Genomic DNA, 15,122 nt, shown 5'->3' with positions numbered 1-15,122 from the left:
GCATGCCGAACATGCTCGAGGGCAAGGTCGCGATCGTGACGGGGGCCGGCAACGGCATCGGGCGCGAGATCGCCATCATGATGGCCCAGCAGGGCGCGAAGGTGATCATCAACGATGTCGGCGCCTCCGTCTCGGGCGAGGGCCAGGACGCCACGCCCGCGCAGCAGACCAAGGCGATCATCGCGCAGAACGGCGGCCAGGCCGAGATCAGCACCGACAGCGTCGCCACCTGGGCCTCGGCGCAGAAGATCGTGCAGGCCGCGCTCGACCACTTCGGCCGCATCGACATCGTGGTGAACAATGCCGGCATCCTGCGTGATCAGATCTTCCACCGCATGACGCCCGAGGAATGGGACGCGGTGATCGCCGTCCACCTCAACGGTTCGTTCTACGTCTCGCGCGCCGCGGCCACGCATTTCCGCCAGCAGCAGTCCGGCGCCTATGTGCACATGTCCTCGACCTCCGGCCTGATCGGCAATTTCGGCCAGGCGAACTACTCGGCCGCCAAGCTCGGCATCGTCGGGCTGTCGAAGTCCATCGCGCTCGACATGGCGCGCTTCAACGTGCGCTCGAACTGCATCGCGCCCTTCGCCTGGAGCCGGATGACCGGCACCATCCCGGCCGAGACGCCCGAGCAGAAGCGCCGCGTGGAGCGCATCATGCAGATGACGCCGGACAAGAACGCCCCGCTCGCGGTCTTCCTGGCCTCCGACGCGGCGAAGGACGTGACGGGGCAGATCTTCTCCCCGCGCATGAACGAGCTCTTCGTCTATTCCCAGATCCGCCCGATCAAGTCCGTCCATCGCGAGAACGGCTGGACGCCCGAGGCTATCGCCGAATATGCGCTGCCCTCTCTCTCGCAGGCCTTCTCGAAGCTCGAGCGGTCCGGCGACGTGTTCTGCTGGGATCCGATCTGACGATCGCGATGCGGCGGGTGGCGGCGGCCGCGTTCTGCGCCGCCACCCTGCCCGCCGCCGCCGAGGCGCCGCGCGCGGTGCTGGATGCCGTCCAGCGCCTCGCGCCCACCACGGCGCTGGAAGCCCCGCTCCGCGCCGCCCCCTGCGCCTTCGCGGCGGAGGCGCGCCATCTCGGCGCGCTACCATCGAACCTCCCCTGGGCGCGGCTGCACGCGACGGTCCTGTTCGACGGCCTGCCCGGCCTCGCGCCGGGCCACCGTGCCGTGGTGCTGCGGCCGACGCGCGAACTGCTCGCGCGGGCCGCGACGCGGCAACGCATCGCGCAGGGCGGCATCAGCCTGCACGGCCCTGCGCTCGAGCGCCTGGCGGAGGACGCGCCGGCGCCTGCCTACCTCGCCCTGCACGTCGCGCCCTCTGTCGCCGTGCCCGAAACCTGCGTCGCACCCGCCGCCCGCCAGACCGGATGAGCCCCGCATGACCGCCCTCGCCTCCGCCCTGCTCAACCCGCGCCGCATCGCGCTTGTCGGCGCCTCGGCCGATCCGGCGCGGCTGACCGCGCGCGCGCAGATCTACCTCCGCAAGCACGGCTTCGACGGCGCGCTCTACCCGGTGAACCCGCGCGCCGCGACGGTGCTCGGCGAGACGTCCTACGCCAGCATCGCCGACATCCCCGGACCGGTGGACCTCGCCTATCTGCTGCTCGGCACCGAGCATGTCGAAGGCGTCATCGCCGATGTCGCGGCCAAGGGCATCCCGGTCGCGGCGATCCTGGCCGACGGCTTCGCCGAGGCCGGGCCCGAGGGCCAGGCGCGGCAGGCGCGGCTGCTCGCCACCGCGCGGGCGGCCGGCGTGCGCATCCTCGGGCCAAACTCGATGGGGCTGATCAACCTGAACAGCCGCACCGCGTGTTCGGTGAACGCGGCGCTGGAGGCGGAGAGCCTGCCCGCAGGCCGCCTCGCGCTGGTCTCCCAGTCGGGCTCGATGCTCGGCGCCATCATGGCGCGCGGCGCGGCGCGCGGCCTCGGCTTCTCCCACCTGATCAGCACCGGCAACGAGGCGGACCTGACGGCGAGCGAGATCGCCGGCCTGCTGGTGGACGACCCGCAGGTGGATGCCATCCTGCTGTTCCTCGAAGCCATCCGCCGCGCCGATCTGCTCGCCGAGGCGGCGCGGCGGGCGCATGCGGCGGGCAAGCCGATCATCGCCTACAAGCTCGGCCGCTCGGCCTTCGGCGCGGAACTGGCGAACAGCCACACCGGCGCGCTGGCCGGCTCGGATGCCGCCGCCGACGCCTTCTTCCGCGCCCACGGCATCGCCCGGGTGACGATGATCGAGGCGCTGCTCGAAGCCCCTGCCCTGTTCATCGGGCGCAGGCCGCTCGCCGCGCCGAAGCGCGCCGTCTCGGTGATGACCACCACCGGCGGCGGCGGGGCGATGGCGGTGGATGCGCTCGGCGTCGCCGGCATCGAGACGCGCGCGCCGAACGAAACCGCGGTGGAAGGCCTCAAGGCCGCCGGCCTGCCGCATCATGGGCGGATGATCGACGTCACGCTGGCCGGCACGCGGGCGGACAAGGTGCAGGCCGCACTCTCCGCGCTAGCCTCCGACCCGGACACGGACCTGGCGCTGTCAGTGATCGGATCCTCGGCGCAGTTCCGGCCGCATGACGCGGTGGCGGGCATCCTCGGCGCGGCCAGGGCAGGGCTGGCGAAGCCCGTCGCGGCCTTCCTCGTGCCGCAGGCCGATGTCTCGCTGCGCATGCTGGGCGAGGCCGGCATCCCGGCCTTCCGCACGCCGGAATCCTGCGCCGATGTGATCCGCGCCTTCCTCGACTGGCGGGCACCGGCCCCCGTGCAAGAGGCCTCCGCAATCCCGCACGCGCTGCCCGTGCGGCCCGACGAGGCCGATGCGCGCCGCCTCTTCGCCGCGCTCGGCCTCGAGAGCGGCTTCGCGGTGATGGCGGGCCCCGCCGATCTGCCCGAGGGATTGCGCTTCCCGGTGGCGCTGAAGATCCTCTCGCCCGATCTCGCCCACAAGACGGAGGTCGGCGGCGTCGCGCTCGGCATCCCCGATGCTGCGGCGCTGCGCGCGGAGGCCGAGGCCATGGCCGCCCGCGTCGCGTCCAGGGCGCCGGGCGCCCGCATCACCGGCTTCCTGGTCCAGCCCATGGCGAAGGGCCTCGCCGAGGCCATCCTCGGCTTCCGCCGCGACCCCGAGACCGGCCCCATGGTGCTGGTCGGCGCCGGTGGCGTGATGGCGGAACTTCACCGCGACACCGCGCTGCGCTGCGCCCCGGTCGGGATCGAGCAGGCGCGCGCCATGATCGCGGAGGTGAAGGGCCTGCTACCGCTGTCCGGCTGGCGCGGCCTGCCGCGGGGCGACCTCGAGGCCCTCGCGCGGGCGATCGTCGCCGCCTCGCGCCTCGCCGCCCTGCCCGAGGTGGCGGAGGCGGAGATCAACCCGCTCATCATCCACGCCGAAGGCCAGGGCGTGACGGTGGCCGATGCCTGGGTGGTCCGCGCCTGAACCGCATGCGAGGGTAGCGCCATGAGCCCCGCCGACCTGATCCGCGCCCGTTACGGCAGCCTGCCCTTCGAGCCGCCGGCCGCGCTGGCGCCCGCCCTCGCCGCGCTGCTCGACCGCCGCGTGACGCGCCGCTACCGCCCGGATCCGGTGCCCGACCCGCTGCTCGACACCATCCTCGCCGCCGCGCAATCCGCGCCGTCCAAGTCCGACCTGCAGCAGTATTCGATCGTCGTCACGCGCGACGCGGCCAAGATCGGCCAGGTCGCCGACTGGATCGGCACCATGCCCTGGATCAAGGAGGCGCCGGTCTTCCTCCTGTTCTGCGGCGACATGCGCCGCGGCCAGCGCGCCTGCGAGCGGCACGGCCGCACCCATGCCAACAACGGCATGGACACCTTCCTCAACACCGCGGTGGATGCGGCGCTGGCGATGGGCATGGCGATCGCGGCGGCGGATGCGGAGGGCCTCGGCACCTGCCCGATCTCCTACGTCCGCAACCACCTCGAGAAGGTGGGCCCGCTCTTCCGCCTGCCCGAAGGCGTCTATCCGGTCGCCGGGCTGACGCTCGGCTGGCCCGAGGCGCGCAACGAGCCGACGCCGCGGCTGCCGCCCTCGGTCGTGATCCATCGCGAGCACTACGACGATGCGGGCCTGGCCGAGGCGCTCGCCGCCTATGACGCGCTGCGCCCGAGGCAGAAGCCGCGCTACCCGGAGGTGCACGGCCCCGCGCCCGGGGGCTGCACATGGTCGGAGAACGCCGCGCGGCAGTTGAGCGTGCCCGAACGCTTCGGTTTCCGCGCCTGGCTGCGCCTGAGGGGCTTCGCGCTTGACTGACCCGACCGCCGACAATCCCGGCGGCGCGGATGCCGAGGGCCATGCGCGCCGGACCGTGCGCCCGCGCGACGCCGCCAGCCTGATCCTCTGGCGCATCGGCCCGAGGGGGCCGGAGGTGCTGATGGGCAGGCGCCATGCGCGCCACAGGTTCATGCCCGATGTGATGGTCTTCCCGGGCGGCCGGGTGGATCCCGACGACCACCGCCAGCCCGCCGCCAGCGAGTTGCAGCCCGTCACGCGGCGGATGCTCGAACGCCGCGCAACGCCGGGCCGCGCGCGCGCCATCGGCATCGCCGCGGCGCGGGAACTGTTCGAGGAGACGGGCCTCGTGCTCGGGCGGCGGCAGGGGGATGGGGTCGCGGCCGATCTCGCTTCCCTGCACTACGTATGCCGTGCGGTCACCCCCGGCGGGCGGCCGATCCGATTCAACGCCCGCTTCCTCGCCGCGCCGGCCGAGGCGGTGCAGGGCGAGATCGCCGGTTCAGGGGAGCTCGAGAACCTCGGCTGGTACACGCCCGAGGCCGCGCACCGCCATCACGTCGCGGACATCACCGGCAAGGTGCTGGTCGAGTTCCTCGACTGGCTGGAGATGTCCCCGCGCCGCCGCGCGACGCGGCCGCTGATCGTGTTCCGCGGCATGGACAATCGGCATCAGGAGCGCTGATCGAGCCCCTCGCGCCGGCGCGGCTCCAGCATCCTCAGCCCCGCCAGCATCAGCCCCGCCCCGCCGAGCGCCAGCACCGCCGCCACGGCGAGCGGCATGCGCCCCGGCGCCGTCGCGTCGCCCAGCAGGAGCACGACGAGCAGCAGGTTCCCGGCGAAGCCGGCGGCGATCAGGATCAGCGGGATGATGGGCATGGCGACGCTCCGTTCATCCTGGAGTGGAACTGCCCGCAACGGCGGCAGCGGGACGCTTCCGCGGCAAGTTTGTGGCGCGGCCCCGCATGGACAGCGGGGCAGCCATCTGGAAATCTCCGCCCACAAGCGTGAAGAGGAGGTTTCCGTCATGCGCAGGCTTCTTGCCGCCGCCCTGATCGCGGCCACCGTCGCAGGTCCGGCCATCGCCCAGCAGGCCCAGCCGCCGCTGCGCTGCGCGGTGGACGGCACCTTCGCCCCGCACGCCTTCCCCTCGCTGCAGGGCGGTGTGCAGGGCTTCCAGATCGACCTGTTCCGCGAGGTCGCGCGCCGCATGGGCCGCGAGATCATCATCGACAGCGCGGCCTTCTCGGGCCTGATCCCGGCGCTGAACGCGGGGCGCTACGACTTCCTCTGCGCGCCGACCACGGTCACGCGCGAGCGCGCGGAGGCGCTGCTCTTCACCGAGGGCTACCTCTGGACCGAGCTGCAGTTCGGCATCCGCCGCGGCAGCCCCCCGATCCGCTCGGAGGAGGACCTGCGCGGCAAGACCATCAGCGTGAACAAGGGCACGCCCTACGAACAGTGGGTGACGCGCAACAGGGAGCGGCTGAACCTCACGCTGCTCGCCTTCGACAGCCAGGCCGACGCGGCGCAGGCGGTCATCCAGGGCCGCGCCTATGCCAACCTCTCGGGCAACACGGTGGTGCGGTATTCGGCCTCCCGGAATCCGCAGTATGTGGCGGATTGGGTCATCCCCGGCACGCGCCTGCACTGGGGCACGCCCTTCCGCCGCGACTCGGGCGCCCTGCGCAACCAGGTCGAGGACGTGCTGACCTGCATGAAGCGCGACGGCACCATCGCGCGCCTGTCCGAGCGCTGGTTCGGCAACGCCCCCGGCCCCGACCAGGCCGAGCGCATCGAGTTCCCCGGCTACGGCCCGCCGGACATGCCGGGCTGGGACCCGACGCCGCAGAACCCGAACTGCGGCTGATGCGCCTTTCCCGGGCCGCCAGGCGGGGCGCATGAGCCCCGCCCCGATCGTGGACGCGCGCGCGATCCACAAGCATTTCGGCCACCTGCACGTGCTCAGGGGCGTGGACCTTCAGGTGGCGGAGAAGGAGCTCGTCTTCCTGATCGGCCCCTCGGGGTCCGGCAAGTCCACGCTGCTGCGCTGCCTGAACCGGCTGGAGGAACCTTCCGCCGGCTCCGTCACCGTGGACGGGATCGACATGCTCGACCCGCGCACGGACATCAACAAGGCGCGCCAGCGCATCGGCATGGTGTTCCAGTCCTTCAACCTCTACCCGCACATGACCGCACTCGGGAATGTCGCGCTGGCGCTGCGCAAGGTGCAGGGCCTTCCCCGCGCGGACGCCGAGGCCAAGGCCCAGGCCGCGCTCGAGCGCGTCCACCTTGCCGACCGCGCGGACCATTACCCGGCACAGCTTTCGGGCGGGCAGCAGCAGCGCGTCGCCATCGCGCGCGCCATCGCGCTCGAACCGCGCGTGATGCTGTTCGACGAGCCGACCAGCGCGCTGGACCCGGAACTGGTCGGCGGCGTGCTCGCGGTGATGCGCGAGTTGCGCGAGGACGGCATGACCATGGTGGTCGTCAGCCATGAGATGGGCTTCGCCCGCGCCGCGGCCGACCGCGTGGTGTTCATGGCCGACGGGCTGATCGTCGAGACCGGCCCGCCCGGCGAGATCTTCGCCAACCCGCAGCACGAGCGCACCCGCGCCTTCATCTCCCAGATCGAACGCCACTGAGCCATGACCGGCTGGGAGCGCTTCACCGACAGCTTCTTCAACGCCCGCGTCATGGCGGAATACCTGCCGAAGATCGTGGACGGCTTCGTCCTCACGGTCTGGCTGGCGCTGCTCATCATCGTCGCGGGCCTCGCGCTCGGCCTGCTGCTCGCGGTGCTGCGCGCCTTCGGCCTCAGGCCGCTGAACTGGCTGATCGTCTTCACGGTGGACCTGTTCCGCGCGCTGCCGCCGCTCGTCATCATCGTGCTGCTGTTCTTCGGCCTGCCCAATGCGGGCATCGAACTCTCGGGCTTCGTCGCCTCCTGGCTCGCGCTGACGCTGGTGCTGATGGCCTTCGCCGAGGAGATCTTCTGGGCAGGCATCACCTCGGTGCCGAAGGGGCAGTGGGAGGCGGCGCGCTCCACCGGCCTCGGCTTCGTGCAGACGCTCGCCTTCGTCGTGCTGCCGCAGGCGCTGCGCATCACCATCCCGCCGCTGACCAACCGCACCATCGCCATCACCAAGGGCACGGCGCTCGCCTCCGTGGTCGCGGTGCAGGACATCCTCGGCGCGGCGAATGCGGGCGTCTCCTTCTCCTTCAACCCCTCGCCGCTGACGCTCGGCGCCATCGCCTACCTGATCCTGTTCTTTCCCGTCGTCGTGCTCGGCCGCTGGATCGAGACGCGCTTCGCGTGGCGGCGCTAGCGGCGATGGATGTCTTCCTCGAGACCTTCCTGAACTGGCGGATCGTGCAGGAGGCCTGGCCGATCCTCTGGCAGGGCTTCCAGGCGACGCTGCTGCTCTCGGCGCTGGTGGTGCCGCTCGGCCTCGCGGGCGGGGTGATGATCGCGCTGCTCTCCACCGCGACGACCCCGTGGGTGAGATGGCCCCTGCGCGTCTGGGTGGACACCTTCCGCGCGCTGCCACCGCTGGTGCTGCTGGTGTTCATCTTCGCCGGGCTGCCCTTCATCGGGCTCGATGTCGGCGCATGGGGGGCGGTGGCGATCGGCTTCTTCCTCAACACCGGCGCCTATTACGGGGAGATCCTGCGGGCCGGGATCGAGAGCGTGCCGCGCGGGCAGATCGAGGCGGCGCGCTCCACCGGCCTCACCCGCGGGCAGGCGATGGCCTACATCGTGCTGCCGCAGGCGGTGCGGAACGTGCTGCCGGACCTGATCTCGAACACGCTGGAGGTGGTGAAGCTTACCTCCATCGCCTCGGTGGTGGCGCTGCCGGAACTGCTGTTCCAGGCCCGCCAGGCGCAGAGCGTGACCTACAACGCGACGCCGATCATGGCCGCCGCCGTCGCCTACTTCGTCCTGCTCTGGCCGGTGGTGCGCCTGCTGTCGCGGCTCGAGAACCGCCAGCTCGCGGGGCGGAGGTAGCGGCGGGGCGAGGCCCCGCCGGCATCACCTCACCGCATAGACGTCGTAGGTCGGCCCGCTCGGCGGCCGCTGGCCCACCCCGATCGCGATGACCTTGTTCATCCAGGCGAGCTCGGGCGCGCCGGTCTCGAAGCGCACGGCGGTGCGGAAATAGTATTCCGAGGGCTCGACCGGCTGGCCCGCGTTGAGCCGAGCCAGCACTTCGGGCGTGCCGGTGCGGATGCCGGTGTATTGGACATACACGATGCCGCCCGTCTCGGATTTCAGCGTCAGCCGCACATCCATGTGCGCGGTGCCATCCGGGTCCACGCGCAGCCAGTCCGCGGCGGTGCCGGGCAGGACCTCGCCCTTGAAGCGCGGGCCCTCCGCCGTGCCGCCGGTGACCGGGATGATCCGCAACTCGCCGTTGCGCGCGGTGCCGGCCATCTGCGGCGCGCCGACGCTCAGCACCATGCGGAACAGGAACTCGGTTTGCAGCGGCAGTGGCGTCACGGCGATCTCCCCTCCTCGACGATGAGGGAAGGATGCCCCGCCTTCACCGTTGCCGCCAGGGCAGCCCATCCGCCTTCCAGCCCGCCACGGTGCCGCGATGGCCTGCCGGGTCCACCGGCCCCTCGAAACCGTCCGCGACGTTGAAGGCGTGCGGGAAACCCGCCGCCTGCGCCGCCTGCGCCGCGGCGAGCGAACGCGCCCCGGACCGGCAGATGAAGTAGAGCCGGTGCAGCGGCGTCAGCCCCGCCTTGCGCAGATGGTCCGCGAAATGCGTGTTCACCTGCATGGTGGGATAGATCTGCCACGGGATCAGCACCGGCTGCTTGCCGATCGAGGAAAGGTCCGGCACCCCGACGAAGGTCCATTCCGCGTCGGTCCGCACATCCACCAGCGCCGCCTCGGGATCCTCGCTCAGGATCCGCCAGGTCTCCATCGGCCCGATATCCGGCACGCCTGCCACGGCTGTCGCTCCTCGATCCGCCCGTCCTGCCGCAAAATGGTGCGGCGCGGAACGCTCGGCAACCGCCGGAATAACGCGCCCCGGCCGGGGTCACCGGCCGGCGCGGTACGGGGGCGGCCTCCTGACGCGGCATGGATTCGGTGTAGCCTTCACGCATCCGCGCAGCCGCCGCCCGCCGAACGGGCGGGACGGGCCAGGAAGGGAGGGAACGCCATGCTCGGCCTGATGCAGGACTGGCCTCTGCTCATGCACACGGTGCTGGACCATGCCGCCATCCAGCACCCGAAGCGCGAGGTGGTCAGCCGCTCCGTCGAGGGGCCGATCCACCGCACCGACTACGCCACCGTCCGCGCCCGCGCCCTGCGGGTCGCGCAGCGCCTCGCCCGCGAGGGCATCCGCCCCGGGGACCGCGTCGCGACTCTCGCCTGGAACACCTGGCGGCATCTCGAGGCCTGGTACGGCATCACCGGTGCGGGCGCCGTCTATCACACGGTCAATCCGCGGCTCTTCCCCGAGCAGATCGCCTGGATCCTCAACCATGCGGGCAGCCGCATCCTGATGCTCGACCTCACCTTCGTGCCGCTCATCGAGCAGCTCGCGGCGAAGCTGCCGCTGGTCGAACGCTTCGTCGTGCTGACCGACGCCGCGCACATGCCCCAGACCGGCCTGCGCAATGCCATCGCCTACGAGGACTGGATCGCGGCGGCGGACGGCGACTTCGCCTGGGTCAAGGTGGAGGAGCAGGCGGCGGCGGGCATCTGCTACACCTCCGGCACCACGGGCGACCCCAAGGGCGTGGTCTATTCGCACCGCTCGAACGTGATCCACGCGATGGTGTGCAACCAGGTGGACGCCTTCGGCCTCGCGGCGGCAGATCGGGTCATGCCGGTGGTGCCGATGTTCCACGCGAATGGCTGGTCGCTGCCGCTCTGCGCGCCGATGGTCGGTGCGGCGCTGGTCATGCCCGGGGCGAAGCTCGACGGCGCCTCGGTGCACGAGCTGATTGAGGGCGAGCGCGTCACCTTCTCCGCCGCCGTGCCGACCGTCTGGATGATGCTCCTGCAGCACCTCGAGGCCACCGGCGGGCGCGTCGATTCCATGCAGCGCGTCGCGATCGGCGGTTCGGCCTGCCCGCCCGCCATCACCAAGGCCTACCAGGAGAAATACGGCGTGCGGGTGATCCATGCCTGGGGCATGACCGAGCTCTCTCCCGTGGGCACGCTGTTCGCGGTCAAGCCGGAGGTGGCGCATCTGAAGGGCGAGGAGATGCTGCGCCTGCAGGCCAAGCAGGGCACGCCGCCCTACACGGTCGAGATGAAGATCACCGACGATGCGGGCCGCCCCCTGCCCTGGGACGGCGCCACCTTCGGCCGGCTGAAGGTCAGGGGCCCCGCCATCACGCGCGCCTATTTCCGCCGCGAGGACGAGGCGGTGCTCGACGAGGAAGGCTTCTTCGACACCGGCGACGTCGCGACCATCGACGAGCACGGCTACATGGAGATCACCGACCGCTCGAAGGACGTGATCAAGTCGGGCGGGGAGTGGATCTCCTCCATCGCGCTGGAGAATGCCGCGGTCGGCTATCCCGGCGTGGCCGAGGCCGCGGTGGTGGCGATGAAGGATCCGAAATGGGACGAGCGGCCGCTGCTCATCCTGGTCATGAAGCCCGGCGCCGCGCCGCCGAGCCTCGCGCAGATGCGCGACTTCCTCGCCGACAAGGTTGCGAAGTGGTGGCTGCCGGACGACCTCGCGGTGGTGGACGAGATCCCGCATACGGCCACGGGCAAGATCCTCAAGACGAAGCTGAGGGAGATGTTCCGCGACCATCGCCCGCCCGGCTAGGGCGGGCGCCAAGGGCCGCCTGGCCGGCTCGTGCGGAAACCGGCCTAGAACAGGCTCCAGAACATCCTGAGGCTCGTCACCGCCAGGAACACCGCGAAGGCGCGCTTGAGCCACAGCGGCGGGATGGAATGCGCGAGCTTCACGCCCCAGGGTGTCGCCAGGATCGAGGTCGGCGCGATCAGCGCGAAGCCGATCAGGTTGACGTAGCCGAGCGAGAAGGGCGGCCGCAGCGGGTCGCCCCATCCGCCCCAGATGAAGCCGATGGTCGCCGGGATCGAGATGATCAGCCCGAAGGCCGAGGCCGTGGCCACCGCCGCGCGGATCGGGTGCCCGCACATGGACAGGATCGGCACGCCGAGCGTCCCGCCGCCGATCCCCATCATCGCGCTGACCGAGCCGATGCCGATGCCCAGCGCCTGCCGCGGCGGCCCCTCGGGCACGCGCTCGGTGATTTTGAAGTCCACCCCCGTGAAGCCCATGTTCAGCGCGACCAGCAGCGCCACCATGGCGAAGACCGCCGTCAGCCCCTCCCCCCGCACATAGACCGCGAGGAAGGTGCCGAGCATCACGCCGGCCAGCATGGAGGGCCAGATCGAGCGCAGCAGCGGCACGTCCATCGTGCCCGTGGCGAAGTGCTTGCGCGCGGACTGGATGGAGGTCGGGATGATGGTGGCGAGCGAGGTCGCCACCGCGACCTTCATCTGGATGCTCTCCGGTATGCCGAACAGCGGGAAGACGTTGAACAGCAGCGGCACGATGACGATGCCCCCGCCGACGCCGAGCAGCCCCGCGAGCGTGCCCGAGACGAGCCCGGTCGCGGCCATCGCCGCGGCGAGCGCCAAGAGCCAGATCGGGTCGTTCAGGTGTTCCATGGCGGTGTGGTCCGGGATGGGCGGCGGCGAGGGGCCGTGCCATACACGCTGATCCACCGAGCGTCACCCCGACTTGGCCCTGATCACCGATCCCTGGTTCTACGCGCTTGCCGTGCCCGCGGTCCTGCTGACGGGCATCAGCAAGGGCGGCTTCGCCTCCGGCGCGGGGAACCTGCTCGTGCCGCTGATGGCGCTCTCGGTGCCGGCGCCGGTCGCCGCCGGCATCGCCCTGCCGCTGCTCTGCGCGATGGATGTCTCGGGCCTCAAGGCCTGGTGGGGCAAGTGGGACAAGCGGGAGATGCGCGTGCTCATCCCCGGCGCGCTCGTCGGCATCCTGGCCGGGGCGCTCGCCTTCCGCTTCATGTCCGACCGCGCGATCCTCGGCATGGTCGGCATCACCACGCTGCTCTTCCTCGCCCGCACGCTGTGGCTGTCCCGCCACCGGGAGGCGCCGCCGCCCGCGCCGCACGACCCGCTCAAGGGCGGCATCTGCGCCGCCGCCTCGGGCTTCACCAGCACCATCGCCCATGCGGGCTCCCCCCCGCTCGCGATCTACCTCTATCCGCGCCGGCTCGAGCGGCAGGCGATGGCGGCGACCACCGTCGTCTTCTTCGGCATCGTCAACTACGTGAAGATCGTGCCCTATTTCTTCCTGGGCAATCTCTCGGCCGGGAACCTCGCGACCAGCGCGGTGCTGCTGCCGCTCGCGCCGGTGGGCGTGTATCTCGGCATCTGGATGCAGAGGCATGTCAGCGACGCGCAGTTCTACCGCCTGCTCTACGCGCTGCTGCTCGTCACCGGCGTGAAGCTGACCTGGGACGGGGTGTTCGGATGACGGAGACGCGGATGCTCGGCGTGCTCGGCGGCATGGGGCCGCTGGCCGGCGCGACCTTCATGGCGCGGCTGACGCTGCTGACGCCGGCCGCGCGCGACCAGGAGCACATCCCCGCCGTGCTGTGGTCCGACCCGCGCGTGCCGGACCGCACCGCGGCGCGGCTCGCCGGCGGGGAGGATCCGCTGCCCTGGCTGGTCCGCGGCATCCGCGGGCTGGAGGCCGCGGGCTGCGGCGCCATTGCCATCCCATGCAACACCGCCCATGGCTGGTTCGACGCCATGCAGGCGGCGACGCCGCTGCCGATCCTGCACATCGTCGAGGCGGCGGCGGACGAACTCGGCCGGCTCGGCCTCGCCGCCGGGCCCGTCGGGCTGCTCGCCACCAAGGGCACGCTGGCGATGCGGCTCTACCAGGACAGGCTCGAAGGCCGCGGCTACCGGTGCCTCGTGCCGCCGGAGGCCGAGATGGACGAGGCGGTCATGCCCGCGATCGAGCGCGTGAAGGCCAACCGCGTGGCCGAGGCCTATGCGCCGCTGGCCGAAGCCGCCATGCGCCTTGTCGAGCGGGGCGCGCGTGGCGTGGTGCTCGGCTGCACCGAGATCCCGCTCGGCATCGCCGCCGGGCCGGCCCTGCCCTTTCCGGTGGCCGACACGATAGACGCGCTGGCCCGCGCGGCGCTGGCCTGGGCGCGCCCGGCGGGCTGACCCGGGCGGGATGCACGGGTGCTCCGGGCATCAGCCCGGCCCCGGACGCGCGCGCGACCCCGCTGCGCCCTCGCGGCAGGCCCGGCCGTCCCGTCAGCCGCTCGCGGGATGCACGGCCCTCAATGGCCGGATGGCGATGGCCGAGCGTTCAGTGCGTCCCGCCCGGCGGGCATTCGCAGCCCGGGGTCGGCCCGTCGGAGGCGCGCACCACGTGGTGGTCGATCCATTCGGCGACGAGGCGGCGCGCCTCGTTCACCGAGGCCTCGGGGTGGTGGATGCGGTAGAGCGCCGTGCAGGCCCCGAAGGCGCTGAGGTCGTCGGCGCCCTGTTCGCGCAGTTCGCGATAGGCCGTGACCACGGCACGCTCGCAACGCCGCGCGATGTGGCTGAAGTCCCGGCCCATTGCCGACCCCTCCGAGGCATCCAGTTGCGAGGCATTCGCAACATCGAGTTGCGAATCGTTCGCAACGCGTGGCAGCGTAGCGACACTTGAACCTCCGTTCAAGTGTCGCCGCGTTCAACCGCGCGCGACGGCCTCCGCGATCGCCTTGCCGACATCCACCGTCCCGGCCTGGCCGCCCATGTCGCGGGTGCGCGGCCCGCCCTCGGCGAGCAGCCGCTCGATGGTGGCGAGGATGCAGTCCGCCGCTTCCTTCTCCCCCAGATGCTCCAGCATCATCGCTCCGGACCAGATCTGCCCGATCGGGTTGGCGATCCACTTGCCCGCGATGTCCGGGGCGGAGCCGTGCACCGGCTCGAACATCGAGGGGAAGGTCTTCTCCGGGTTGATGTTGGCCGAGGCCGCGATGCCGATCGAGCCCGCCACCGCCGGGCCGAGGTCCGAGAGGATGTCCCCGAACAGGTTCGAGCCCACCACCACGTCGAACCAGTCCGGGTGCTGCACGAAATGCGCGCAGAGGATGTCGATGTGGAACTGGTCCGTCGTCACCTCCGGGTAGTTCTTCGCCATCTCGGCGAAGCGCTCGTCCCAGTAGGGCATGGTGAAGGTGATGCCGTTGGACTTGGTCGCGCTCGTCACCTTCTTCCGCCTGCGCGTCATGGCGAGTTCGAAGGCATAGCGCAGCACGCGGTCCACGCCGATGCGCGTCATCACCGTCTGCTGGGAGACGAACTCGCGCTCGGTGCCCGGGAACATGCGACCGCCGATCGAGGAATACTCGCCCTCGGTGTTCTCGCGCACGACGTAGAAGTCGATATCCGCGGGGCCGCGATCGGCCAGCGGCGACTTCGCCCCCGGCAGCAGCCGGCAGGGGCGCAGGTTCACATACTGGTCGAACTGCCGCCGGATCGGGATCAGCAGCCCCCAGAGCGAGACATGGTCGGGCACACCCGGCCAGCCCACCGCGCCGAGGAAGATGCTGTCCGAGTCGCGCAGCCGGTCCATCCCGTCATCGGGCATCATCTTGCCCGTCCGGGCGTAGGTCTCACAGGACCAGTCGTAATGCGTCAGTTCGAGGTCGAAGCCGAAGCGCCGCGCGGCGGCATCCAGCACGCGCAGCCCCTCGGGCGTCGTCTCCTTGCCGATACCGTCGCCGGGAATGACGGCGATGCGATGCTTGCGCTGGGCCATGGGCGTCTCCTTGCGGTCGGCGCGCACCCTAGGGGCGCGGACGCAGAGCGCAAGTCGCCGC

18 protein-coding genes are annotated in these 15,122 nt (G+C 71.4%); 12 read left to right on the top strand and 6 right to left on the bottom strand.

Annotated features, from left to right (window positions below):
- The first annotated feature begins 2 nt into the window (after nucleotides 1-2).
- Genes FHS88_RS03795 through FHS88_RS03775 form a run of 5 tightly spaced genes read left to right on the top strand, consistent with a single transcriptional unit; the run spans nucleotide 3 to nucleotide 4,941 of the window.
- Nucleotides 3-917: an SDR family NAD(P)-dependent oxidoreductase gene (locus tag FHS88_RS03795; RefSeq protein ID WP_184481486.1), complete on the top strand. Its 915-nt coding sequence runs from the start codon at nucleotides 3-5 to the stop codon at nucleotides 915-917.
- 17 nt (nucleotides 918-934) lie between these two features.
- Complete coding sequence (locus tag FHS88_RS20730) at nucleotides 935-1,384, top strand: hypothetical protein (RefSeq protein WP_184481485.1); 450 nt, start codon at nucleotides 935-937, stop codon at nucleotides 1,382-1,384.
- 7 nt (nucleotides 1,385-1,391) lie between these two features.
- A complete protein-coding gene (locus tag FHS88_RS03785) occupies nucleotides 1,392-3,443 on the top strand; it encodes an acetate--CoA ligase family protein (RefSeq protein WP_184481483.1) in 2,052 nt (683 codons plus the stop codon).
- Between the two features lie 21 nt (nucleotides 3,444-3,464).
- Nucleotides 3,465-4,277, top strand: a complete 813-nt coding sequence (locus FHS88_RS03780; protein WP_184481481.1) for a nitroreductase family protein — start codon at nucleotides 3,465-3,467, stop codon at nucleotides 4,275-4,277.
- Nucleotides 4,270-4,941: an NUDIX hydrolase gene (locus FHS88_RS03775; RefSeq protein ID WP_221244326.1), complete on the top strand. Its 672-nt coding sequence runs from the start codon at nucleotides 4,270-4,272 to the stop codon at nucleotides 4,939-4,941. Before FHS88_RS03780 ends, FHS88_RS03775 begins: the two co-directional genes overlap by 8 nt.
- Here the strand turns inward: FHS88_RS03775 and FHS88_RS03770 are convergent.
- Entirely contained in the window at nucleotides 4,929-5,135 is a 207-nt protein-coding gene (locus FHS88_RS03770) for a hypothetical protein (RefSeq protein ID WP_184481479.1), read from the bottom strand. The two genes, FHS88_RS03775 and FHS88_RS03770, sit on opposite strands and share 13 nt — an antisense overlap.
- Before the next feature lie 148 nt (nucleotides 5,136-5,283).
- Between FHS88_RS03770 and FHS88_RS03765 the strand changes: the two genes are divergently transcribed.
- The 4 genes from FHS88_RS03765 to FHS88_RS03750 are packed head-to-tail and all read left to right on the top strand — an operon-like array spanning nucleotide 5,284 to nucleotide 8,265.
- Complete coding sequence (locus FHS88_RS03765) at nucleotides 5,284-6,126, top strand: transporter substrate-binding domain-containing protein (RefSeq protein ID WP_184481478.1); 843 nt, start codon at nucleotides 5,284-5,286, stop codon at nucleotides 6,124-6,126.
- A gap of 31 nt (nucleotides 6,127-6,157) precedes the next feature.
- Entirely contained in the window at nucleotides 6,158-6,901 is a 744-nt protein-coding gene (locus FHS88_RS03760; protein WP_184481476.1) for an amino acid ABC transporter ATP-binding protein, read from the top strand.
- 3 nt (nucleotides 6,902-6,904) lie between these two features.
- Nucleotides 6,905-7,585: an amino acid ABC transporter permease gene (locus tag FHS88_RS03755; RefSeq protein WP_184481474.1), complete on the top strand. Its 681-nt coding sequence runs from the start codon at nucleotides 6,905-6,907 to the stop codon at nucleotides 7,583-7,585.
- A complete protein-coding gene (locus FHS88_RS03750) occupies nucleotides 7,573-8,265 on the top strand; it encodes an amino acid ABC transporter permease (protein ID WP_338146389.1) in 693 nt (230 codons plus the stop codon). Before FHS88_RS03755 ends, FHS88_RS03750 begins: the two co-directional genes overlap by 13 nt.
- Nucleotides 8,266-8,289: 24 nt before the next feature.
- Here the strand turns inward: FHS88_RS03750 and FHS88_RS03745 are convergent, their stop codons facing one another.
- A complete protein-coding gene (locus FHS88_RS03745; protein WP_211842364.1) occupies nucleotides 8,290-8,757 on the bottom strand; it encodes a DUF3237 family protein in 468 nt (155 codons plus the stop codon).
- A 43-nt stretch (nucleotides 8,758-8,800) separates the two neighbouring features.
- A complete protein-coding gene (locus FHS88_RS03740) occupies nucleotides 8,801-9,190 on the bottom strand; it encodes a rhodanese-like domain-containing protein (RefSeq protein ID WP_184482290.1) in 390 nt (129 codons plus the stop codon).
- Nucleotides 9,191-9,442: 252 nt separating this feature from the next.
- Here FHS88_RS03740 and FHS88_RS03735 point away from each other — a divergent pair, with 252 nt between their 5' ends.
- Nucleotides 9,443-11,059, top strand: a complete 1,617-nt coding sequence (locus FHS88_RS03735; RefSeq protein WP_246419428.1) for a long-chain-fatty-acid--CoA ligase — start codon at nucleotides 9,443-9,445, stop codon at nucleotides 11,057-11,059.
- A 44-nt stretch (nucleotides 11,060-11,103) separates the two neighbouring features.
- Here FHS88_RS03735 and FHS88_RS03730 read toward each other — a convergent pair whose 3' ends face one another.
- Nucleotides 11,104-11,988 carry a sulfite exporter TauE/SafE family protein gene (locus FHS88_RS03730; RefSeq protein WP_338146388.1) on the bottom strand — a complete coding sequence of 295 codons (885 nt, stop codon included), beginning with the start codon at nucleotides 11,986-11,988 and terminating at the stop codon, nucleotides 11,104-11,106.
- Nucleotides 11,989-12,004: 16 nt separating this feature from the next.
- Between FHS88_RS03730 and FHS88_RS03725 the strand changes: the two genes are divergently transcribed.
- Together FHS88_RS03725 and cuyB are read left to right on the top strand one after the other, a co-directional pair.
- Complete coding sequence (locus tag FHS88_RS03725; protein ID WP_184481469.1) at nucleotides 12,005-12,766, top strand: sulfite exporter TauE/SafE family protein; 762 nt, start codon at nucleotides 12,005-12,007, stop codon at nucleotides 12,764-12,766.
- Complete coding sequence (gene cuyB / locus FHS88_RS03720; protein ID WP_184481467.1) at nucleotides 12,763-13,470, top strand: cysteate racemase; 708 nt, start codon at nucleotides 12,763-12,765, stop codon at nucleotides 13,468-13,470. Before FHS88_RS03725 ends, cuyB begins: the two co-directional genes overlap by 4 nt.
- Nucleotides 13,471-13,618: 148 nt before the next feature.
- On the opposite strand, the gene FHS88_RS03715 is transcribed toward cuyB, so the two are convergent.
- Entirely contained in the window at nucleotides 13,619-13,873 is a 255-nt protein-coding gene (locus tag FHS88_RS03715; protein WP_184481465.1) for a hypothetical protein, read from the bottom strand.
- Nucleotides 13,874-13,987: 114 nt separating this feature from the next.
- On the bottom strand, nucleotides 13,988-15,061 hold the full coding sequence (locus FHS88_RS03710; RefSeq protein WP_184481463.1) for a tartrate dehydrogenase: 1,074 nt from the start codon (nucleotides 15,059-15,061) through the stop codon (nucleotides 13,988-13,990).
- Nucleotides 15,062-15,122 lie beyond the last annotated feature (61 nt).

It is taken from the genome of Neoroseomonas alkaliterrae, assembly GCF_014199195.1.
Classification (GTDB): domain Bacteria; phylum Pseudomonadota; class Alphaproteobacteria; order Acetobacterales; family Acetobacteraceae; genus Neoroseomonas; species Neoroseomonas alkaliterrae.
Note: the sequence above shows the minus strand (reverse complement) of the source record. Positions and strands in the feature narration are given on the sequence as shown.